The sequence below is a fragment of the Fructilactobacillus frigidiflavus genome (assembly GCF_044054575.1).
Classification (GTDB): domain Bacteria; phylum Bacillota; class Bacilli; order Lactobacillales; family Lactobacillaceae; genus Fructilactobacillus; species Fructilactobacillus frigidiflavus.
The window spans coordinates 1450632-1474090 of the sequence record NZ_CP168716.1; the positions used below are offsets into that span (position 1 = coordinate 1450632).

The 23459-nt window shown below is 37.4% G+C and carries 21 protein-coding genes; 1 reads left to right on the forward strand and 20 read right to left on the reverse strand.

The window, feature by feature from the left end; all coding sequences use genetic code 11:
* The first annotated feature begins 67 nt into the window (after positions 1-67).
* Entirely contained in the window at positions 68-556 is a 489-nt protein-coding gene (locus tag ACEPSS_RS07355; RefSeq protein ID WP_395318749.1) for a YslB family protein, read from the forward strand.
* Between the two features lie 69 nt (positions 557-625).
* Here ACEPSS_RS07355 and trxA read toward each other — a convergent pair whose 3' ends face one another.
* The 20 genes from trxA to ACEPSS_RS07455 all read right to left on the reverse strand — a co-directional run bounded on the left by trxA (position 626) and on the right by ACEPSS_RS07455 (position 23440).
* On the reverse strand, positions 626-931 hold the full coding sequence (trxA, locus tag ACEPSS_RS07360; RefSeq protein WP_395318751.1) for a thioredoxin: 306 nt from the start codon (positions 929-931) through the stop codon (positions 626-628).
* A gap of 83 nt (positions 932-1014) precedes the next feature.
* Positions 1015-3372, reverse strand: a complete 2358-nt coding sequence (locus ACEPSS_RS07365) for an endonuclease MutS2 (protein ID WP_395318753.1) — start codon at positions 3370-3372, stop codon at positions 1015-1017.
* 13 nt (positions 3373-3385) lie between these two features.
* The gene (locus tag ACEPSS_RS07370; RefSeq protein ID WP_395318755.1) at positions 3386-3868 is read right to left on the reverse strand and encodes a CvpA family protein; all 483 of its coding nucleotides are present in this window, start codon (positions 3866-3868) and stop codon (positions 3386-3388) included.
* Positions 3865-4113, reverse strand: a complete 249-nt coding sequence (locus tag ACEPSS_RS07375; RefSeq protein WP_395318757.1) for a cell division protein ZapA — start codon at positions 4111-4113, stop codon at positions 3865-3867. The genes ACEPSS_RS07370 and ACEPSS_RS07375 overlap by 4 nt, the downstream gene beginning before the upstream one ends.
* A gap of 91 nt (positions 4114-4204) precedes the next feature.
* A complete protein-coding gene (locus tag ACEPSS_RS07380; protein ID WP_395318759.1) occupies positions 4205-4495 on the reverse strand; it encodes a DUF1292 domain-containing protein in 291 nt (96 codons plus the stop codon).
* Between the two features lie 13 nt (positions 4496-4508).
* Positions 4509-4931, reverse strand: a complete 423-nt coding sequence (ruvX, locus tag ACEPSS_RS07385) for a Holliday junction resolvase RuvX (protein ID WP_395318761.1) — start codon at positions 4929-4931, stop codon at positions 4509-4511.
* A 36-nt stretch (positions 4932-4967) separates the two neighbouring features.
* The gene (gene alaS, locus ACEPSS_RS07390) at positions 4968-7616 is read right to left on the reverse strand and encodes an alanine--tRNA ligase (protein ID WP_395318763.1); all 2649 of its coding nucleotides are present in this window, start codon (positions 7614-7616) and stop codon (positions 4968-4970) included.
* A gap of 258 nt (positions 7617-7874) precedes the next feature.
* Positions 7875-9236 (reverse strand): DEAD/DEAH box helicase, encoded by a 1362-nt coding sequence (locus tag ACEPSS_RS07395; RefSeq protein WP_395318765.1) that lies wholly within the window; start codon positions 9234-9236, stop codon positions 7875-7877.
* On the reverse strand, positions 9236-10195 hold the full coding sequence (locus ACEPSS_RS07400; protein ID WP_395318767.1) for a DHH family phosphoesterase: 960 nt from the start codon (positions 10193-10195) through the stop codon (positions 9236-9238). The genes ACEPSS_RS07395 and ACEPSS_RS07400 overlap by 1 nt, the downstream gene beginning before the upstream one ends.
* Positions 10196-10242: 47 nt before the next feature.
* Entirely contained in the window at positions 10243-11346 is a 1104-nt protein-coding gene (gene dinB / locus ACEPSS_RS07405; protein ID WP_395318769.1) for a DNA polymerase IV, read from the reverse strand.
* 65 nt (positions 11347-11411) lie between these two features.
* Positions 11412-11747 carry a preprotein translocase subunit YajC gene (gene yajC, locus ACEPSS_RS07410; RefSeq protein WP_395318771.1) on the reverse strand — a complete coding sequence of 112 codons (336 nt, stop codon included), beginning with the start codon at positions 11745-11747 and terminating at the stop codon, positions 11412-11414.
* A 70-nt stretch (positions 11748-11817) separates the two neighbouring features.
* On the reverse strand, positions 11818-12822 hold the full coding sequence (ruvB, locus tag ACEPSS_RS07415) for a Holliday junction branch migration DNA helicase RuvB (RefSeq protein WP_395318773.1): 1005 nt from the start codon (positions 12820-12822) through the stop codon (positions 11818-11820).
* Between the two features lie 11 nt (positions 12823-12833).
* Entirely contained in the window at positions 12834-13436 is a 603-nt protein-coding gene (ruvA, locus tag ACEPSS_RS07420) for a Holliday junction branch migration protein RuvA (protein WP_395318775.1), read from the reverse strand.
* 23 nt (positions 13437-13459) lie between these two features.
* Entirely contained in the window at positions 13460-15379 is a 1920-nt protein-coding gene (mutL, locus tag ACEPSS_RS07425; protein WP_395318777.1) for a DNA mismatch repair endonuclease MutL, read from the reverse strand.
* Positions 15380-15391: 12 nt separating this feature from the next.
* Positions 15392-18013: a DNA mismatch repair protein MutS gene (gene mutS, locus ACEPSS_RS07430; protein WP_395318779.1), complete on the reverse strand. Its 2622-nt coding sequence runs from the start codon at positions 18011-18013 to the stop codon at positions 15392-15394.
* Positions 18014-18028: 15 nt separating this feature from the next.
* Positions 18029-18835 (reverse strand): TIGR00282 family metallophosphoesterase, encoded by an 807-nt coding sequence (locus tag ACEPSS_RS07435; RefSeq protein ID WP_395318781.1) that lies wholly within the window; start codon positions 18833-18835, stop codon positions 18029-18031.
* An 86-nt stretch (positions 18836-18921) separates the two neighbouring features.
* Entirely contained in the window at positions 18922-20481 is a 1560-nt protein-coding gene (gene rny, locus ACEPSS_RS07440; RefSeq protein WP_395320528.1) for a ribonuclease Y, read from the reverse strand.
* 143 nt (positions 20482-20624) lie between these two features.
* The gene (locus tag ACEPSS_RS07445) at positions 20625-21863 is read right to left on the reverse strand and encodes a competence/damage-inducible protein A (protein WP_395318783.1); all 1239 of its coding nucleotides are present in this window, start codon (positions 21861-21863) and stop codon (positions 20625-20627) included.
* Positions 21864-21881: 18 nt separating this feature from the next.
* Entirely contained in the window at positions 21882-22469 is a 588-nt protein-coding gene (gene pgsA / locus ACEPSS_RS07450) for a CDP-diacylglycerol--glycerol-3-phosphate 3-phosphatidyltransferase (RefSeq protein ID WP_395318785.1), read from the reverse strand.
* 74 nt (positions 22470-22543) lie between these two features.
* Complete coding sequence (locus tag ACEPSS_RS07455; RefSeq protein ID WP_395318787.1) at positions 22544-23440, reverse strand: helix-turn-helix domain-containing protein; 897 nt, start codon at positions 23438-23440, stop codon at positions 22544-22546.
* Positions 23441-23459 lie beyond the last annotated feature (19 nt).

A 23459-nucleotide genomic window follows, 5' to 3' on the forward strand; every position in this document is an offset into this window, starting at 1 on the left:
ATCCATGCACTCCGTCCCGTGCTTTATGGTAAAATTGAAATCGTATAAATAACGATTGGAGAATAACATGAGCAAAAAAGAATTAAATAATTACACCAAATTTTTCCAAACTAAGCCGAATCCCGAATTTTTTGGGGTAGCATTACTCCGTGATCAACTTTTAAAAGATATTTTAAATGAAGATATTCATGATATTCTCTATTGGGCAGGAAAAAATTTAGCCCTTAAATTTCCAGTAGCAACGGATGCTTTACCTGAATTTTTTCAACAAGCTCAATTTGGAAGTTTAGCTTTAATAACTAACTCCGAAAGTAAGCACGTTTTTACTTTGACTGGTTCTGAGGTCCAAACTAGATTGAAATTAGATAAAGATGCCGATTTCATGCTAGAAACGGGTTTTATTGCTCAAACTATTCAACAAAATTCAGGATTCGAAACCGAAGCCGAATATAAAATTAAACGAAAAGAAACGGTTGAAATCACCGTTATTTCCGATATTTCTCGCCAAATTTTAGACCCAACGACCACGAACAACATTGAACTAAACCCGGCATAAACTAAAAAAATCCCATTACTACCGCTTGAGATGCGATTGTAATGGGATTTTTGCTATTATTGCAAACAATTAGTAGGTTGCTAACATTTTTTGTAATTGTTCCTTTGGATGGTAGCCAACAATTTGATCAACGATTTTTCCATCTTTTTTAACCAATAAAGTTGGGATACTCATAATCCCTAAGCTTGAAGCAGTTGCTTGGTTTTCATCAACGTTCATTTTGCAAAATTTAATGTTTTGATCTTCTTCAGATAATTCATCAATTACAGGTCCTTGCATTTTACATGGACCACACCAACTTGCCCAAAAATCAATTACTACTAAACCTTCATCTGTTTCTTTTTCAAAGTTTGCATCTGTAATTTCATGTACCATAATTAAATCCTCCTTTGGTATGTTACTTACTTGATGTAAGTATACTATCTAATAATGCCTAATTCAACTAGATTGACTACAATCTACTTAAACTTAACTACGGTGGAGCCATCCCCACCAGAGTTAGCCGGGGAAAAGCCAAATTCTTTCACTTGGCGGTTACCCCGTAAATAATTAATCACTCCCTTACGAAGTGCCCCCGTTCCTTTTCCATGAATAATGGTAACGGACGGATATCCCGCAAGTAATGCTGAATCAATATAACGATCTAAGCGTTGCATAGCATCATCATACCGAACACCTCGTAAATCAAGGGTTGGTGAAGTTGACGATGACCGGGTTCGATGAACGATTGTTTGAGCTGGTTTCTTAGGCTTATCCTCTTTAACCTTTTCCATGTCAGTTTCATTAACTTTCATTTTTAAGATTCCCAACTCAACTTCCCAACTATGATTACCCAACTTTTTAAGTAAGACCCCACGTTGGCCATAAGTTTTAACTAAAACATCATCTCCGGCCTTAAATGACTTCTTGGCTTTTGAGCGTTTTAACACTTTATTATTTTTCAGTTCCGGATGTTGTTCTAAGGCGTTAATTTTACCCTTTTGTTCAATTAATTCATTTTCTTTAACATCAATTGCCGCATTTTTTTGGCGTTTGTGTAAATCCTCAATGATTTCGTTAGCTTGACGTTTCGTTCGAGACACAATTTGATTGGCATCCCGTTTAGCATTATTAATCATCGCATCACGACGTTCGGTAAATTGATTAAACTTTTCGGTTAACTCTTGGTGAAGTTCGGTCGCTTTTTGTAATTCAACTGCTAACTTACGAGCTCGATCATCTGCCGCTTTCGTTTGCTGGGTTAATTTTTTAATCATCGAATTAATGTCTTGACTATCTTCATCAACCAACGACTCTGCTTCCATAATAATGGAATCGTTTAACCCTAATCGACTTGCGATACTAAGCGCGTTACTCTGCCCTGGAATTCCAATCATCAATCGATAAGTGGGGCTCAAAGTTTTTTCATCAAACTCCATGGAAGCATTAATCGTTTCTGGTCGATTGTAACCATATACTTTTAACTCTGGATAGTGGGTCGTCGATAAAACTTCCGCATTGGACTGACTAATGGCATCCAAAATTGACATGGCTAAAGCAGCCCCTTCGCGAGGATCAGTCCCAGCCCCTAATTCATCAATCAAGACTAGACTGCGCTTAGTCATCTGCTTTAAGATGCTAATAATATTATCCATGTGAGATGAAAAGGTACTTAAGTTTTGTTCAATTGATTGATCATCACCAATGTCAGCAAAAACTTCATCATAAAGTCCCGCTTGACTCCCTTCATCAGCGGTAATGAACATTCCCGATTGGGCCATTAATTGAAGGAGCCCTAGCGTTTTCATCGTGATGGTTTTCCCACCAGTATTCGGACCAGTAATGATAATTTGGCGGTAATCAAATCCTAGTTGAATATCATTACCAACCACTTTTTCTTGATTAATCAAAGGATGCCGGGCATTTTTTAAGTTAACTTGGTTATCAGCTGAAATCTCTGGACGAGTAGCTTTAAGGCTCGCCGAATAACGTGCTTTTGCATTAATTAAATCAAAATGTCCAAGTTGTTTTGCATTGGCTAATAGTTCGGCTTGATATGGACGAACTAAATCAGAAAGCTGAGCTAAAATCCGTTTTTCTTCTTCGCGTTCATTAATTTGTTCTCGCCGTAAATCATTATTTAACCCAACTACTCCAGCCGGTTCAAGATAAATGGTTTGGCCGGAAGTACTTTGATCATGGACAATTCCACCAACTTTTTGCTTGTATTCAGCTTTAACGGGGATTACATACCGTTCATCCCGAATCGTAATAATGGGATCACTTAAATATTTAGCCTGTTTGCCGTGGGTGTAGCTTTCCATCTTACTTTTAATGTTACCTTCTAAACGACTAATTTGGCGCCGAATTCGACTCAAGTTTCCTGAAGCAGCATCTAAAATTTTACCGCGCTCATCAATTGATTTTTTTAATTGTTCCGTGATCTCAGGAAGATTGCTAAAGTTTTTCACTTCATCATCTAGCACATGAAGTGTAACCTTTTCAGCGGCTAATCTTTCAAAAAACAAGTTAATTTTTGAAATGGCATTTAAAACGGCACTTACTTGTGCAAGTTCACGTCCGTTCAAATTAGCCCCAACTTCCAAGCGTTTGATTGATGGAGTAATATCAACTAATTTAGGAATCGGAATTACATAATTTAATCGATAAATATGAGCACCATCATCTGTTTCATCAAGCCAACCATTTACCGTTTCCGCATCACCACTTGGTAATAATTGTTTTAATTCTTTTTTTCCATTTTCCGTTGCTAAGTATTCACCAATTTTTTGTTTAATTTGCTGGTATTCTAAAGTTTCTAATACTTTTTGATTCATTTAACCACCTATTCTAAAAAGTAAAAATTTGACCAAAACCATTTACTAACAATTGTGCCAGAATTGAATCTTGATATGCAAAAGTAATCCAATCAACCTTAAACAATAAGGCCACATCGATAATAATAGTTATTAGCAGTAACCAAATAATTAAACTAATTATGGCCCCCAAAATGGCATTTAATTGTCGCAAAATTGGTAATGAGGCAATCCGATCGAAAAATCGGGTAATTACACGAACCACCATTAATGCCAGGCTAAAGACAATTACAAATCCAATTCCATGCCATAATCCATGGTTAGAATAAACTTTATTAACGACAAATAGGTTAAAGAAGGTCCTTAACCAAGTTGCAACTAAATTAGCAAAATTACTAGCTAACATTAAAGCGATAATTATCCCAATTAATTTTAAAAATTCATTTACGAAACCGCGATGATAACCGCTCACTAAGGCCATAATTCCTAAAATTAAAATTATGATTGATAAAATCATTGGTTGGCGTCCTTTTTCTTTAATTCATCTAACTCTAATTGTTTATCTAACTGATTTGAAATGGCGTTGAAAGCCAATAAAATGGCAGCATCTTCGTCACTAATTCGGTTAATTTGACTTTTGATTTTAGTAAGTTCGTTGTTTAAAATTTTAGTAACTGCCGTCATGTGTTCTTCAGAAGCAGTCCCAATCAAAGTAAAATCTTTATTTCCAATTTTAGCTTTAAATCTTTTTTTATTATCCAATCTAAGTCCCTCCAGTAATACTATAATTTTATCATGAATGCACAAAAAAGGTATCAACATTGACGTTGACACCTTTTTGTTATTATACTGCTTAATTTTCGTCTTCAGGAGCGAGAAAAGTATTTAAAGTTTCTTGGACCATTTCCCATTCTGCATCATCTTCAATTGGTTCTAAATCGCCATCTTCTGGTGAAGTAGGGTCAGTTCCTCGTGGTAAGGCATAGGCTTCAATGTTAATATCTTCGTTTCCTTCTTCAGAAGCGGGATACATCAAAATGTATGAACGATCATAGTCTTTTGATTCAAAGGTAAATAATTCATTGTAAAGAATTTCATTACCATCTTCGTCAATTAAGGTAATTTGTTCTGGTTCGTTGTTCATCTTAATCCTCCTTTTATTGCATGTTTTTATCTAAGTAGCCCTGTAAAATTAATTCGGCAGCTACTTTATCAATTACTTTTTTCCGTTTGGCACGCGAAACATCGGCCTTTTCAATTAACATTCGTTCTGCTTCGACCGTCGTTAAACGTTCGTCTTGAAATTCGACTGGTAAATGAAAGAAAGCTTTAACCATTTTACCATATCGCTTGGAAGCTTTAACGCGGGGACCCTCAGTATTGTTCATATTCTTTGGTAAACCAATGACAACTTTTTGAACATCGTATTCCTTAATTAATTCTTCAATGCGATCTAGTCCGAACTCTTTTTCATCTTCATTAATTCGAACAATTTCAATTCCTTGTGCGGTCCATCCGAGAGCATCACTAATGGCTACTCCTACAGTTCGAGAACCGACATCTAATCCCATTATTCTCATATTTTATCCAATCTTTAATGTTTAAACCGACAGTAATTATTTATTATTTAACCAAGCTTTCGCAGCTTGCAAAGCATCGTCAATTCCAGCGGGATTTTTACCACCAGCTTGGGCTAAGTTAGGACGACCGCCCCCGCCACCTTGAATATTACTTGAAATTGCTTTAACAATGTCACCGGCTTTAATACCAGCTTTCACATTTTCTTCATCAACAGCTACTAATAAATTAGCTTTGCCATCAACCCCAGTTCCAAGGACCAAGATGTTTGAGTATTTTTTATCTCTCCAAGTATCAGCCAATTCACGAAGTTGGTTCATATTACCATTCTTTAATTGACCCGTGATAATTGAAACGCCATTAATGGTTTCGGGGTTCGTAAACATATCACTAGCTTCTTGGTTAGCAAGCTTGGTTTCAAGTGATTCTTGTTTACTTTCGAGATCCTTAATTTGTTTAAGCATTTCTTTAACTCGGGCTGGAGCAGCAGCATTATTAGCTGCTTTAATGGTTTTCGTAACCTTATTTAAAAGACATTCTTCGTCATTTAAATAATCAAATGCTGGTTTAGAAGTCACGGCTTCGATTCGACGAATTCCCGCTCCAACTCCAGTTTCTGATGTAATCTTGAACAAACCAAGTTGACTAGTATTCTTAACGTGATCCCCACCACAGAATTCAACGGAGAAATCACCAGCTTTAACTACTCGAACTTGATCACCATATTTATCATCAAACAACGCAATGGCACCCATCTTTTTCCCGGTTTCTTTATCAGTAACCACGGTTTCAACGGGAAGGGCTTCAAAGATTTTTTCGTTAACTAAATCTTCTACCTTCTTCAAATCTTCAGCAGTTACCGAACCAAAGTGCGTAAAATCAAAACGTAAATAACCTGGTTTAACTAATGAACCGGCTTGTTCAGTGTGACCACCTAACACATTTCGTAAAGCTTGGTCTAACAAATGAGTTGCGGTATGGTTCCGTTCAACTCCGGCATGGAATTTACGATCAACTACTAATTTGTAGTGACCACCTTGCTTTAATTCTCCCAGCACTTTAACGGTGTGTAAGTTTTGTCCATTGGGCGCATGTTGGACATCTTCAACCGTGGCAACTAAATCACCATTTTCGTTATAGATGTTACCAGCATCTGCCACTTGGCCACCCATTTCCGCATAGAAAGGCGTCTTATCGAAAATTAATTCTGCTTCGTCATTGGTTTGATCAACTGCGTTAACCAATTTTTCATCAAAAATAATGTCTTTCAATTCCGCATCATCAACCGTTAAATCAGTGTAACCAACGTATTCACTAGGAGTCTTGATTTCAATTAAAAGATCACGTTGTACTTTCATGGAACCTTTCTTACTCCGAGCATTACGAGCCCGATTACGTTGGGCTTCCATTTCGGCATCAAAGGCTTCTGCGTCAACTTTAAGCCCACGATCACTGGCGTATTCTTGCGTTAATTCTAATGGGAATCCGTAAGTATCATATAGTTTGAAAGCGGCTTTTCCAGAAATTTCGGTTTTACCGGCTTCCTTAGTTTCAGCAATTACTTCATTCAATAAAGCAATCCCATCATTTAGTGTTGCATTAAACCGATCTTCTTCACTTTTAACAATCTTTTGAATGTAATCACTTTGTTCCAAGACCTTAGGATAATGGGATTTCATGATTTCACCAACTACGGGAACTAGTTTGTAAAGAAAGGCCCCATCAATTCCTAATTGATGTCCATTAACGGTGGCCCGACGAAGTAACCGACGGATAACATAGCCCCGTCCTTCATTAGAAGGAAGCGCTCCATCACCAATGGCAAAGGTAATGGCCCGAATGTGATCAGAAATTACCTTAAAGGCAATGTCATCATCAGCATTGGCACCGTATTTTTTCTGGTCACTAAATGATTGCGTCTTTTCAATCAAAGGCATGAATAAATCAGTTTCAAAGTTAGTGGGTGCATCTTGAAATACGGAAACAACCCGTTCAAGTCCCATACCCGTATCAATGTTTTTTCTAGGAAGTGGTTCGTAAGTTCCTTCAGCAGTATGGTTAAACTGTGAGAACACAATGTTCCAAACTTCAAGGTACCGTTCGTTTTCTCCACCAGGATAGTTTTCTGGATCATCAGGAGCTAAATTATCATACTTTTCTCCACGATCATAGAAAATTTCAGAATCTGGTCCTGAAGGTCCTTGACCAATATCCCAAAAGTTGTCTTCAACTGGAATTAAGTGATCAGGGGCAACTCCGGCTTTTTCCCAAAGTTCTTTAGTAGCTGTATCTTCTGGGTAGTAAGTCATGTATAACTTATCTTTATCCCAACCAAACCAGTCTGGACTTGTTAATAACTCTAAGGCCCAAGGAATAACTTCTGCTTTAAAGTAATCCCCAACTGAGAAATTACCAAGCATTTCAAATAACGTTTGGTGACGAGCAGTTCGTCCAACGTTTTCGATATCATTGGTCCGAATACTTTTTTGGGAACTAGTCATTCTTGGATTATCGGGAACCACTGATCCATCAAAATATTTCTTCATCGTGGCAACCCCAGAGTTAATCCAAAGTAAAGTTGGATCATCATGTGGTACTAATGATGCACTTGGTACAATTGTATGTCCCTTTTCTTTAAAAAAGTCGAGAAACATTTGGCGAATTTCACCACTACTAAGCTGTTTCATCTTACTTCCTCCAATAAATAAAATTAAATAAAAAACACCATTGCTCACAAAGACGTCTACACGCGGTACCACTTTGTTTGCAACGATGTTTATCGTTTACCTCTCATAAATCTCTATAACGCGAGAACCGTATTTCAAATCAGGTAGCCCCAAATAAATTCGTTTTTGATTGCTTTCACTATCCAATCATCGCTGGAAAAATCCCTTTATTAGTATGTCCTTGTTAAAAATTATAGCCATAAAGTTTATGGGTGTCAATTATTGATAACGTTCTGAACTACGTTTCTTTTGTTTCTTACGAGAACGAATTTGACTACGTAATTCAATCTTACGATTTTGCTCATCTTTCGTCTTAATTGCTCGTTTAATTTTGCGCTTGTAACCCGGTTTAACTTTTTTCTTTTTCTTGTTAATCATGGCAAGCGTTGAACCATCTAGTCTTTCATGATGGCCCTTGTATTTTTCTCGACGACGACGGTCGTAAGTATCAACAATTTCACCATTCTTAATTTCTTTAGGCTTGAATTTGATACCCATGTTTTCAAGTTCAAGTACTTTAGCATCTTCGTCAGGACCATAAAGCGTAATTGCAATTCCCTTCATCCCTTTACGACCCGTTCGACCAACTCGATGAACAAAATATTCATTATCAGTAGGAATATCATCATTAATGACATGAGAAATCCCATCAATATCAATTCCCCGGGCAGCTAAGTCAGAAGCTACTACATATTGGAAATCAAGGTTTTGAATTTGTTTCATAACCCGTTTCCGAACTCGAGGTTGCATCCCACCATGGATTTTAGCCACCTTTAAGCCTTGTCCTTGAAGGTATTCTTCAATTTCATCTACTCGTTCACGAGTATTAGCAAAAATTAAGGCTAAGTAAGGATTACCCATCGTAAGTAGCTTGTAAATTAAGCCATTTTTATCTTGTCCTTTAGTTGAAATTAACCAGTTATCAACGTCTTGATTAATCACCGTTTCGGTTGGGATATCATCAAGGACTGGATTTTTCATGTATTTTTTCAAAAATGGTTTTAATTTGGGCGGAATGGTAGCAGAAAAGACCATCATTTGTAAGTCTTTAGCCATTGCGGCGGCAATTTTATCTACCGTTTCTAAAAATCCGAAGTCAAGGGTCATATCAGCTTCATCAATGACTAATTTATCAGCAGTATTAATGTCTAAATAACCTGATTTGGAAAGATCCCAAATTCGTCCTGGAGTTCCCACAACTACTTGTGGTTGTTCTCGTTTTAATTTTTCAATTTGTTTTTCTTTGTCAGTTCCACCAACATAATTGGCAATGTGAATTGTTTCTGGACTAAAACTGGCAATTTGTTTTACATTTTCGTAAATTTGATAAGCTAATTCTCGACTAGGCGTCGTAATCACAATTTGGGTATTAGGATTATTTAAATCTAATTTATCAAATAGGGGTAGCAAGAAGGCATGGGTTTTTCCACTACCAGTTGCTGATTTACCAATCACGCTTTTTCCATGACGAATCGTCGGAATTACTTTAGCTTGAATTGGAGTTGGATTGTTAAATCCTAAGTCATTAATGGCATCATTAATAAACGGCTTGAATTTATAATCTTTAAAAGCTGCACTCATTATTTGTTACCTTTCTCGTTATACGCTTTGGTTAACTGGTCTAATTCGGCCACAACCTGTTTAATTTCATTTTCATCTTTGGCAACTGCACCACTAGCAAGGGCATGACCCCCACCATTGTGTTGCTTAGCTAATTCATTAATTGAAGGACCTTTTGAGCGAAGTCGAATCCGATAATCGCCCTCTTTTTGTTGAACAAAAATGGCCCAATCAACTACTGAACCAATGTTACCAGGTAATGGGACCACTGAGGAAGTACTATCATCACCTAAATTGAGTTTTTCAATGACTTCATTAGTTAAAACAATGTAAGCAGCTCCACTTTCTGAAATCTGAAGATTTTGGTAAACATAAGCTGCTAAATGAGCCAAAGGAACGTCAATTTCATCTTCTCGTTGCGCAATGTCATTTAACGAAAACTCAAATTTCGTCAAACCACTAGCAACCTTAAAAGTATGACTAGTCGTAGATGGATACTTAAATCGTCCCGTATCGCCCACAATTCCAGCATATAAATCGCGAGCTCCATCATCAGATAATTTCATGGCGGCATTGGCGGCATAAAGGTCATAAATCATTTCTGAAACACTTGAAGCTTCAGGATTAACCCACATTAAGTCACCAAATTGATCATCATTGGGATGATGATCAATCTTAATTAGGTATTTACCTTGGTGGAAACGATCATCATCGACGCGTGGTTGATTAGCCGTATCACAAACAATCACTAAAGCATTTTTGTAATCATCGTCACTAACTTCATCAGTTTCCCCTAGCCAGGCAAAACTTTTATATTGCTTTCCGACACAATAAACCTTTTTATCGGGAAAGGTTGCTTTAATCAAGTAGCCGAGCCCCATTTGTGAACCTACGGCATCAGGATCAGGACGTTGGTGTCGATGAATAATAATCGTATCGTATTCACTAATTTTTTCATAAATTTGTTCTTTAACATTCATTTTATCTACCTCTATAAAAACTCTTAATAGTTAAGTATACCTCATTTTTAGTATAAAGGTAAATTAATATTTTGGAAACTCACATCAGCCAGATTGGTTAACGTAATTCCCAATAAGCGAATTCCCTTGGCTGGGTCAGGCAGTTCGTCGAAAATATCAATTACTTTAGCATAAATTAACTCGGCATCATTTTCGATAAAATCCGTCTCAGTAATCCGTTTAGTAATGGTCGTAAAATCACGATATCTAACTTTCAGAACCACGGTTTTTCCGTGTTTCTGATGTTTTTGCAAAGTATCCACGACCAGCTTAGCAATTTTACTCAATTGTTGTTCTACTTCGCTCATACTATTTAGTTCATGAGGATAAGTTCGTTCTTTTCCAATTGACTTACGTTCCCGTTGATATTCAACTTTCCGATTATCAGATCCCCGGACCCTGCGATATAAAATATAACCAAATTTGCCAAACTCTTTAATTAAAAACAACTCTGACTTTTGGTACAAATCAAAGCCGTTATTAATGTTTAGAGCTTTCATTTTTTCCACGGTTTTCTTGCCAACTCCACGATATTTTTCAATTTTTAAACGCATTAAAAAATCATGCGCATCATCTTCGCTAATCACCGTTACGCCAGCTGGTTTTCGATAATCGGAAGCTTCCTTAGCTAAAAACTTGCTGTAAGAAATTCCCGTGGAACACGTTAAATATGTTTTTTCCCAAATCTCGCTTTGAATTAGGTGGGCTAAATAAATCGGATCTTCAATTTTCTTTTTATTTTCGGTTACATCGAGATAAGCTTCGTCTAAAGCTACGGTTTCAATTTTATCAGTATATTCATGAAAGATATCATGAATCTGATCAGAAACCATTTTAAATAGTTCAAAATCAGGGGCTTTAAAAACCGCCTTTGGACAAAGATCAAGCGCTTTACTAGCTGGCATTGCAGAATGAATTCCGTATTGCCGAGCGATGTAGTTAGCAGTCGTCACCACGCCTCGACCCCCAGTCGTCCTCGGATCTTTAGCAATTACTAAGGGTTGCAACCTAAATTCTGGATGCTCCCGCTGTTCAATTGAAGCAAAGAAGGCATCCATATCCACATGAATGATTTTTCGAGAAGTATCGACTTGAATATCATCATTTGTCATGAGAAAACCCCCTTTTCAGAACATACGTTCCTAATCAGCTAATAAAAAAAGCCTTTAGTAGGCTTTTATTTTGCTTCGTCATCTGTTTTTTCAGTTGCTTCAGCTGGTTTTGCTTCTGCTTTAGGAGCAGCTGGAGCTTCAGGACGAGTTACATTGGCAACGGCATTTAAATCAAAATCTAAATAAATTCCGTCACAATCAATGGTAACTAGACCTTTAGTCCGATCAATGTTGCTAACCACCCCGTGTAAACGGCCGATTGTAACAACGTGATCACCATTTTGTAAAGATTTTAGGGTTTCTTGATGTTTTTGTTGTTGTTTCTTTTGTGGTCTAATCATGAAGAAATACATTAAACCAAATAAAACAACTAAAATTGCAATTGAACCATATTGTTGCATATTATTTCACCTCAATTAATTTACTAGTTATATTTTACCAAATTTGACCTATAAACGCTATTAATCAACCCTATTCGGTTGGATAAGGAATTCCTAAATGTTGATAGCCTTTTTCCGTCACTTTTCGACCGCGAGCCGTTCGTTTTAAATACCCTTTTTGTAATAAATAGGGCTCGTACATTTCGGCAATTGTATCAGCTTCTTCTCCAATGTTGGCAGCTAACGTATTTAACCCTACTGGACCGCCACGATAATATTCAATCATGGTTTCCAATAATTTAAGGTCAGTCCGATCTAGTCCTTGATTATCTACTCCCAAAGCGGTTAAAGCTTGATCAACACTTTCGATGTCAATTTCCGCCTTACCCGAAACTTGTGCAAAATCACGTACTCGCTTCAATAAACGGTTAGCAATTCTGGGAGTCCCACGGGATCGTAAAGCCACTTCATGGGCTCCTTCATCCTTAATGTCAGTTTGAAAAATTTTGGCCGACCGCTTGACGATTTTTTCGAGATCAGCTTGATTATAGTAATTCATATGCTCAACAATGCCAAATCGATTACGAAATGGAGCATCTAATAAGCCTGCTCGCGTCGTCGCTCCAATTAAAGTAAAGGGTGGCAAAGCAAAGTGAACCGGATGCGCAGTTGGCCCTTGTCCAATCACAATATCAATGTAAAAATCTTCCATGGCAGAATAAAGCATTTCTTCAACTACCTTGGGTAATCGGTGAATTTCATCAATAAATAAAATATCGCCAGGCTCCAATTCATTTAGTAAAGCAGCCAAATCACCACTTTTTTCGATTGCTGGACCACTCGTGATCTTTAAACTAACGTCCATTTCATGGGCAATTACCATGGCTAAAGTGGTCTTTCCTAAACCAGGAGGTCCATATAATAAGACATGATCTAACGACTCTTCTCGTTGTTTAGCGGCTTTAATGTATACGTTTAAAGAACGCTTAATTTCACTTTGTCCGATATACTGGGCAAAGGTTTGTGGTCGCAGAGATTGTTCAAGTGATGCATCTTGTTCATCCGTACTTTGCGAAACAATTCTGTCATCTTCCACGGTTTACCTCCTTACTTAGTTAGCATTTTTAAACCACTACTAATGTATTGATCGGTAGTCGTTTCGTTATCTAAAGCAGCTAATTTAGGTTGAATTTTGAGGACACTTTTATGCGTAAAGCCAAGAACTTCTAATGCATTTAAAGCATCGTCTAGCTTTTGGTTTTGACTAGGAACTGTAGTAGTTTCCTGGACATTCAAATCCAATTGTAAAGTTTTATCAATTTTATCTTTTAAATCTAAAATAATTTGTTGCGCGGTTTTTTTACCGATTCCAGGGAATTTAACCAAAAAACTCACATTCTCAGTTTTAATCGCATTTACCAACCCAGTATTATCATTTCCGGCCATAATTGCTAAAGCACTCTTAGAACCAATTCCAGAAACGTTCAACAATTGCTCAAACAATTGTTTATCTTCTAAAGTTTCAAAACCATATAACGTCATTGCGGTATCACTAACACTTTGGTGTACATATAGTTTCATTTTAGTATTAACTTTTGTTTCAAAATGATACGGGTTAGCAACGTTTACTAAATACCCCACCCCTTGAACATCAATTACTACATAACGTTCCGCGATATCAGTTAATTCACCATCTAAATACTCATACATCTTCTTAATCACTCATTTCGTTTTTATTCCCAACCATTTGCTTCATGGGGATCTTGAATTCGTTTAAACATGGTCTGCAAGTCACTGGGTGAAAAATGAATTAAGACCGGTCGCCCATGAGGACAATTAAACGGATTTTCACAATTGTGTAAATTATCTAGCAAGGCTTGAGCTTGTTTTTGATCTAAATGATGATTAGCCTTAATTGCTTGCTTACAACTGGTCATAATTGCGGCTTGCTCCCGAAAGGCGGCCGTGGTTAATTTATCATTTTTAAGCACCCAATCAATCATTTCTCTAATGGTGGTTTCTTCCTGTCCTTTTTCAAACCAAGTGGGATGTTGATGAATCACAAAACTATTATTTCCAAATGATTCAAGTTTAATTCCAACCGATTCTAATAAATCCAACCGACCTTTAATTGCCAAAGCATCACTAGCTGGATAATCAAGGACAATTGGCACTAACAAATTTTGCTCATCCGCGGTCACATTTCCAACTTGTTTACGAAATTTTTCGTAGTTAATCCGTTCTTGCGCCGCATGCTGATCAACGATGTACATACCATCCCGACTCTCAGCAATTAAATAGGTGCCGTGGACCTGTCCAATAAACCGTAACTGGGGAAATCGTTCCGTTTCAACTTCTGGCTGAGTTTGCTTGCCAAACGGGGAGTCCGGTCGTTCGTTTAGGTAATAATTTTTAAATTCCAACACATTTGGATTAGTTAAGTCGGCCTTTGTTTTAACCAATACCGGTTCTGAACTAGGCTGATTGTCAATGGTCGAAACTGCTGCAACGGGTTCGGTTCCTTGATCAACGGCTACGGAACTCGTTAACGTTTCTGTAGCCGTAGTTTGCTTGTCTAATTCATCGAAGTTCAAGGCCACTTCCATGGTATTATGGTCAGCTAGCCCACGTTTTAAAGATTGATTATCCAGAGCATCTGGAATCAAGTTCTGCTTGCTCAAAGCAGCATAAATCGATTTTGCAATAAAATTACTCAATTCCTGACTATCAAGCAATCGTACTTCTTGCTTGGTTGGATGAACATTGACATCAATTAAGCTAGGGTCCATTTCTACATTAATGACCGAAACGGGATAACGACCCACCATCAATTTTGACCCATAACCATCAATAATTGCATGATTCAAAGCATAATCTTTCACAAAGCGACCATTAATGATGACGGAAATATACTTGCGACTTGCTCGCGTTAGTTCTGGCAAACTCGTAAACCCGGTTAATTTAAACTTCTGATTTTCATTTTCAATGGCAATCATTTTTTTCATACTAGGATTGCCATAAATTCCAGCAATTACTTGCTGCATGTTATTTCTTCCAGAAGTCCGTAATAATTCTCGGTCGTTGTGGTACAAAGAAAGGGCCACTTCCGGATGACTCAAGGCCAAGCGATTCACAATATCCGTAATTTTGCTTAATTCAGTCGCGTTCGATTTTAAATATTTTAACCGATTCGGAGTATTAAAAAATAACTCTTGAACCTCCACGGTCGTGCCCCGCCGAATTTCAGCTGGAGTTTGCTTCACTAGCTTCCCACCATGAATGTGAATTTCACTACCTTCATGTTCACCATCAGAAGTTTTCATCGTAACATCTGAAATTGAAGCAATACTTGGCAAAGCTTCCCCCCGAAAACCAAGGGAATGAATTTTAAACAAGTCTGCTTGCTGATTAATTTTACTAGTTGCAAATCGTTTAAAAGCTAGTTGGACTTGATCTGGAGCAATTCCACTCCCATTATCGGTAATTTTAATGCTTTGTAATCCTGCTTCAGCTAGCTCAACATCGATTCTCGTACTACCTGCATCAATTGAATTTTCAATTAATTCTTTGACCACTGAAGCTGGCCGTTCAATTACTTCACCCGCTGAAATTTGATCAGATAAAACATTTGATAATTGATGAATTTGCCCCATTTCAATTCCTCCTTACTTTTGGTTTAATTTTTGTTTCCACTGGTAAACCAAGTTCATGACTTCCATTGGGTTTAAGCTCATCAAATCAGTTTGTCCAATTTCTTTCACAATTTTAGATTCCTTTTTGCTTAACTGCTGTGCTGCGGTAAGTTGTTCTTCCACTTTAAATAATTCTAATTGTTGTTCTTCATCTGGTTGTTTTTCAACTGGTGCATTATTTGGTTCAATTGCTAAATGTGGATCTTGAGGCGAAGCTTGATTACTACTTTCAAAGTGATCTAACACTGATTGTGCCCGAGCTAGCAGATCATCAGGTAGTCCAGCTAATTGAGCTACATTAATTCCGTAAGACTTATCAGCAGCCCCATCTAAAACTTTATGCAGAAAAATTAACTTGCCATCTTTTTCAGTTGCCCCAACGTGAACATTTTTTAAGTGCTGCAGTTCAGTGCTTAAGCCCGTCAATTCATGGTAATGCGTTGAAAATAATGTTTTAGCATGGACCTTATCATGAATATACTCGATAATGGCCTGGGCTAAAGCAACCCCATCGTACGTAGAAGTTCCACGACCTAATTCATCAAATAAAATCAAACTATTTTCCGTTGCATTTTGAATGGCTTGATTAGCCTCTTTCATTTCAACCATGAAAGTACTTTTACCAGAAATCAAGTCATCCGCTGCTCCAATCCGCGTAAAAATCTGGTCAAAAATTGGCATCTCTGCGGATTCGGCTGGAACAAAGCATCCCATTTGCGCCAAAATTACAATTAGGGCTAACTGTCGCATATACGTACTTTTACCAGACATATTGGGACCCGTAATCAAAAGAATTCCAGTCTGTTGATCCATTAAGACGTCATTGGGGACGTATTTTTGTGAACCCATTACCTGTTCAACGACCGGATGACGTGCATTAGTTAGCTTTAAGAGTTGATTATGATTAAACTGGGGCTTCACAAATTGTTCTCGTTCACTAATTGTCGCAAAACTTTGAAGGACATCCAGACTTGAAATTCCGCTTGCTAATTTTTGGACCCGCGGAATTTGTTGTTTAATTTGTTCACGAATTCCGGCAAAAATGTCATATTCCAAACTACGTGACTTTTCTTGGGCTTCTAAAATCAATGATTCTTTTGCTTTTAATTCTGGAGTCGAAAACCGCTCTGCATTCGTTAGCGTTTGCACGCGATTATAGCGTGAGTCATCCAGCTTTGCAATGTTGCCCTTGGTAACTTCGATAAAGTATCCAAAAACTCGATTATATCCAATTTTTAGATTGTTAATCCCGGTAAGCTGTCGTTCCTTAGCTTCCAAATCAGCTAACCATTTTTTCCCATTTTGCATCGCATCCCGATACTGATCAAGTTTGTCATTATAACCTGGTTTAATAATGCCACCATCTTTAACTGAAATCGGCGCATCTGCCACAATTGCCTCGTCAATTAATTGGTAAACATCATGAACATCATCAAGCTGCTCATAAATTTGTTGAAAGCCGGGGGTCTCAAGTTGGTTTAAGACGTGCTTTATTTGGGGGATTTGTGCTAACGAAGATTTGAGTTGCGTTAAATCACGAGCATTAACCCCACCAAAGGAAATTCTGCCGGCTAGACGTTCTAAGTCATACACCTTAATCAAAGCTTCACGTAATTCATTTCGTTCATAATAACTATCTAATAAAGTTTCAACTAAAGTTTGGCGAGCGTTGATTTCTTGAGGTTTGATTAGCGGACGTTCAATCCACTGCTTTAATTTACGACCACCCATGGCCGTTTTCGTATCGTCAACAACCCATAATAAGGTCCCAGATTTTTTGCCCGTACGAATATTTTTCAACAATTCCAAATTATATTGCGAATTGTGATCAATCTTCAAAAATGAACTCGTTTGATACGATTGAGCTGGTTGAATGTGGGAAAGGCTCCGTTTTTGGGTTTCAGCCACGTACGTTAATAATAAATTTACGGATTGCCGTAATAATTGATTATCAATATTAGTGATAATCTCGGAGCCATTGGCTTCATCAATGGTATTTTGGTAAGAAATTAAAATACCTAATTTTTTTAAATTGCTTACAATGGTTGAACCAATGCTATCATCCAGGACTACTTCTTTTGAATTAAGGTTAATCACCTCATTTAAAACTGCGTCAGGATTATCAAGTAACGTAACTTTTAATTCTCCCGTTGATAACTCAATGTATGCAAAACCGTATTGATCGACAGTCTCACTATAAACTACACTAGCCAAATAATTATTATCCTTGGCCGTCTCAGCTTTATTATCTGTTTGTGTCCCCGGCGTTACGAGTTGAATAACCTCCCGTTTAACCATTCCTTTAGCTAACTTTGGATCTTCAACTTGTTCACAAATGGCCACCTTATATCCTTGGTCAACCAAAGTATCGATATATCCTTGCGCTGCTTTATGTGGCACGCCACACATTGGAATTGGATCTTCGGCTTTATGGTTTCGTGCCGTTAACGTTAATTCTAGAATTTGCGCACCCTTAATCGCATCTTCGTTAAATAGTTCATAAAAATCACCGATTCGATAGAACAAAAAAGCATCTGGATATTGATCCTTGATTTTCTGATATTGTTCCATCATCGCTGTATTTTTCTTTGCCATCAGCTCTACTCCTTATTAGTTTTGGTAGGGATGATCTCTACTAATCATAATTGTTTTTATTTTTTTAGCGTGGCCATCTTTTTTATCAACATCAATTAAACAAGCGGATAAAATTCCATCACCATTTGTTTCCACTTCAAACCGATTGGGGCGTGAAGTTAAAAACTTGTTAATGACTGGTTCATATTGCATACCAATCACCCCATCGTCAGGTCCTGTCATACCAACATCAGTTAAAAAAGCCGTTCCTTTTTTAAGGACGTGACCATCATTAGTTTGGACATGAGTATGCGTTCCAACTACTGCGGAAACCCGACCATCTAAATACATCGCCATGGCCTTTTTTTCACTGGTCGTTTCAGCGTGCATATCAACAAAAATAATCGTACATTTTTCTTCTTGCAACTGGTTTAATACTTCGTCGATTTTAGCAAAGGGATCATCAGTTTCTTCCATAAAAATTCGACCCTGTAAATTAATTACTGCCGCTTTAATTCCGTTAATATTTAATTCACAATAACCCTTTCCAGGAACATCACGTCCGGGATAATTCAAAGGCCTAATTAATTTTTTGGTTTCATCAATAAAATTAAAAATATCAGGATTATTCCAAGCATGATTACCTAAAGTAACTACGTCGGCTCCATCTTTCATAATTTGTTTAAACAACCGTTCGTTAATTCCACGGCCTACTTTAGTTGCGTTTTCCCCATTCACAATGGTTAGTTGCGGTTTTAAATCTTTTTTTAGTAATGGTAAATACTGGTTTACCATGTCCATCCCTAATTCACCAACCACGTCACCAACAAATAAAATTTGCATTTTTTCTCCGCCATTCTAATTTACTTACGTCTAACCTATTTTAACACGGAAAAAACAAAATAAAAAAAGACCACAACGGGTCTTTTTTATTTTGCATAATCAACTGCACGAGTCTCACGAACAACTGTCACCTTAGCATGACCAGGATGATCCATTTCATCCTCAATCTTATCCTTAATTTCACGAGCTAACACAATTGCTTGTGAATCAGAAATTTTGTTAGGCTGAGCAATTACTCTAATTTCTCGTCCAGCTTGAACTGCGTAACTCTTCTCTACTTCAGGGAAGCTATTACTAATGTCTTCAAGTTTTTCTAAACGATGAACAAAACTCTCAAGGGAGTCACTTTTGGCTCCCGGTCTAGCAATCGAAATTCGATCAGCAACTTCCACCAATTCAGCGACCATACTATGTGGTTCACTACCTGGTTCTCCCAAACGAATTGAGTCAATGACAACGGAATTTTCACCATATTTCTTGGCAATATCAATTCCAGCGTCAATGTAAGATTCATCCGTTCCGTTGGAAGAAGCCTTTCCAATTTCATGCAATAATCCAGCACGCTTTGCTAAAGTAACATCTTCACCTAATTCGGCCGCAAAAACTCCAGCTAACTTGGCAACTTGAATCGAACGTGATAAAACATTTTGCCCATAAGAGAGCTTGTATTTTAGTTGTCCAACTAACTTAACTAAATCGGGATTCATCGAATGAATTCCAAGGTCAAAAATTACATTTCCCCCAGTTTCTTGAATCAATTGGTTAAGTTCTTTTTTACTCTTTTCAACCATTTCTTCAATGCGAGCGGGATGAATTCGACCATCTTTAATTAGCTTTTCAAGGGCCATCTTAGCAATTTCGCGTCTAACAGGGTTAAAACCACTTAAAACAACTGCGTTAGGAGTATCATCAATGATTAAATCAATTCCTGTCAGTGTTTCAAAAGTTCTAATATTGCGACCTTCTCGTCCAATGATTCTACCTTTCATATCATCATTAGGAAGCGTCACAACCGACACAGTAGTTTCAGAAACAATATCAGCTGAACTTTGTTGCAAGGCTTCCACGATTAAATTCTTAGCATCACGAGCAGATTCTTTTTTAGCTGCTTCGTAATTTTGTTTAATCATTTGGGCCCTAGTATCAGCCAAATCTTTTTTAATTTCTGCAATTACTAAGTTACGGGCTTCTTCTTGTGTTAAAGAAGAGGCCTTGGTAACCTCTGCTTGCCTTTTCTCAATAAGTGCATCTGCATCTTGTTGTTTCTTAACCAAGACTTTTTTCTCATTGCTAATCTTTTCTTCCTGACGATTAAGACTATCTTCGCGCTTTTCAAATGCTCGATCTTTTCGATCTAATAATTCTTCACGTTTTAACAAATGATCTTCTTGACGTTGAATGTCAGCACGACGCTTTTTAAGTCCCTTTTCCACCTTAGCCCGGTAAGCATTACCGTTCTCTTTAGCTTCTAAAGTTGCTTCTTTTAAAGCACTTTTGGCTTTCTTCTCAGCATCAGAAATAATGTCATTAGCATTTTTGTGAGCAGCATCTAATTTCTTTTCAACTACTCGTTTATGAGTATTTTGACCAATTAAAAATCCAACAATTATAGCGATAGCGGCGCTTCCAATAATAGTAAATACCATCATTTTACCTCCGTACCACCTAATTAATCTTTGATTTAAAGTTAGTTTAAAAACTAACCACTTATTAAGTTTAATGTTAAAAAAATTAAGTGTCAACTAAGTATACTAAAAAAGAATAACATTTTAGTTATCCCTTTCCTAAATTACTTTAAATTATCATAAATTAACTTGAAACCAGTCTTCGTAGCATAATCCCGAACTTCATTACGAGCTTTGGCAAAGTTCACGCTTTTAGTAATTACTTTTCCGTCTGGTAAAGCTAACCCCACCCAGAAAAATCCAGCTGGATGGCCTTCAAGGCTATCAGGTCCAGCGACTCCAGTAAAGGAAACACCAACGTCCGTTTTCATCTCAGCTTTAGCGTTTTTAGCCATGTATTCGGCAGTTTCAGCTGAAACTACCCCATACTCATTAATCAAAGTTTCTGGAATGGTTAAGAGCTGTTCTTTAGCTTTGGCAGAATAAGTCACAAAACCACCGGGAAAGACCTCTGAAGCTCCAGCAACGTTTCCAAGGCGACTTTGGAACATCCCACTCGTTAATGATTCCGCAGCTGTTACCGTTAATCCTTTTTGTTTCAATAAATTAACGACCACTTTTTCAAGGGAATTATTATCCCCATAACCATAAAAATACTGTCCAACAATTGCTAAGACTTGTTTTTCCATATCATCCAGTAATTTTTTGATTTCAGCCTTGGTTGACCCACTCGCAGTAATTCGTAAAGTTACTTCATTACGTTTAGCATAGGTGGCTAAGGTTGGATTAGTTTGCTTATCAATTAACGGTTTCAAATCTTTTTCTAATTCCGTTTCCCCAATTCCAAAGAAACGTAGTACCCGTGAGTCAATTAATGAATTTCCATTCGTTAATTCTGCTAATTTTGGCATAGCAAAATTAGTAAACATGGCTTGCATTTCAACTGGAGGTCCAGGCAATACTAAATAATCACAAGCGTCCGTTTTTAAAAACATTCCCACAGCAAAACCTTTTTCGTTTGGTAGGATTTCAGCACCCTCGATGTATTTAGCCATCATATCCGCATTACTAGGCTTGCCTAACGCATAGGTCGCATAAAAGTCGTTAATTGTCTTCAATGCCTTTGGATCAGTTTCTAAATCTAGGCCTAAGTGTTGCGCCAAAGAAATCTTAGTAATGTCATCTTCTGTTGGTCCAAGTCCACCAGTTAAAACGACTAAATCACTCCGACTCTCAGCTAAGCTAATGGTAGCTTCTAGGCGTGCATAGTTATCGCCAACCGTATCTTCAAAATAGACATCGATGCCTAAGTTCGCTAACCGACGTGCAATGAAAGGTGCACTAGTATCAACAATTTCTCCCAGTAGAATTTCAGTTCCTACCGTAATTATTTCAGCATTCATTAATAAATCCCTCCTTCATTAAAATGAGTCAGAAAATACTTTTCGATTCTTATAAAAATATTCAATTCCAGAATAAACGGCAGCAATTAATGCGATATATAGACAAATTTGGCCAGCTGGAAAATCAAAATTAGCAAAGAAAACGTTGTTTAACAATAAAATAATCACAGCGATCATTTCAAAAAAGGTTTTGATTTTACCAGACCAAGCCGCTGCAATTACTTCACCATCATTTTGGACAATGATTAAACGAAGTCCCGTTACCGCAAGTTCACGACAAACAATAATCGCTGCAATCCAGGCCGCTACGTTTTCACTACCATCACCAACTAGCATAATAAATGCAGTCATCACAATCATTTTATCGGCTAACGGATCAGCAAACTTTCCAAAATTAGTCACTAAATGCTGACGTCTCGCAATTTGACCATCCGCAAAATCAGTTAAAGCAGCCACAATAAAAACTAACGCAGCTAATAATTGCACAACGGGTATTAAAGTTCCCGCAATAATCAGATTCCCTAAACTCATTGGGACCGCCAACAAAATTAGAAAAACGGGAATTAAGAAAATTCGAAACATGGTTAATTTATTCGGTAAATTCATTTTTAAAGTTCCTTTCTTACTTAAAAAGCAGAAAAACGATCCATTGTTCAACAGATCGTCATCCTTTCGCAAACCTAGTTGTTAAATTTAAGGTTCATTTGTCTTTGAGTTGCACTTTGTCCTTGTGCTGGTGCTGACATAACTACTGCCTTATCATTTAACTTAACGCTAGATACGGGAGCATTCGTTAATGCAATGTTAACGTCCTTCGTATCTTTCGGAAGATCAACGGTATGATTCAAATTAGCTGCTAAAGCTCCTGACCAAACTTGATTACCATTAACTTTAACCGTTGCATTCGCAGCTTGAGTGGCCCCTAACTCTAATTTTGAAGTTTCATCACCAGTTTGGACGTTAAAATCAGACGTGGTATCTTTAACGGCTTCAATTTTAGTTTCGCCTTTTTTAAGCGAATTTTGTTTCGTTGCTTTTTTCTTCTTTGACGTTTTTTTCTTTTCAGCATCCTCGTTAGAAACGGTTACCTTAGAGTTTGCTGGTGCAGCATTACTACTATCGTTATGGGTTTTAACTACGGCAAAAACAACCACCGCTAGTACAATTACCACAATTGCTCCAATGACTCCAATTGGTAAATATTTACGGAAATCAATTTTGTCTTGGCGATCAGCCGCTGAATTCGTTGGCCGTACCACCCGAGAGCTCGTTGGATTTTGCTCTTTGACTGGTTGAGCGTCTGACTTAACTGTTCCAGTGAAGTTTTCTTCTGGAAGGTATTGGCGTACAAATTGATCACCATTTAAACCAACGGCATTAGCGAAAGCTTTAACAAAAGCTCGAACGTAAAACTTACCAGGAAGCGCTGCAAAATCGTTATTTTCTAAGGCTACTAGGTATTTCTTTTGAATCTTAGTATCCTTTTGCACTGCATCAATCGAAAGTCCAGCACTTTCTCTGGCAGATTTTAGTTTTTCCCCAATATTTACCTTAGGGTTTAAATTTTCTTCTGTCATTTTTTCAACTCCAATTCAT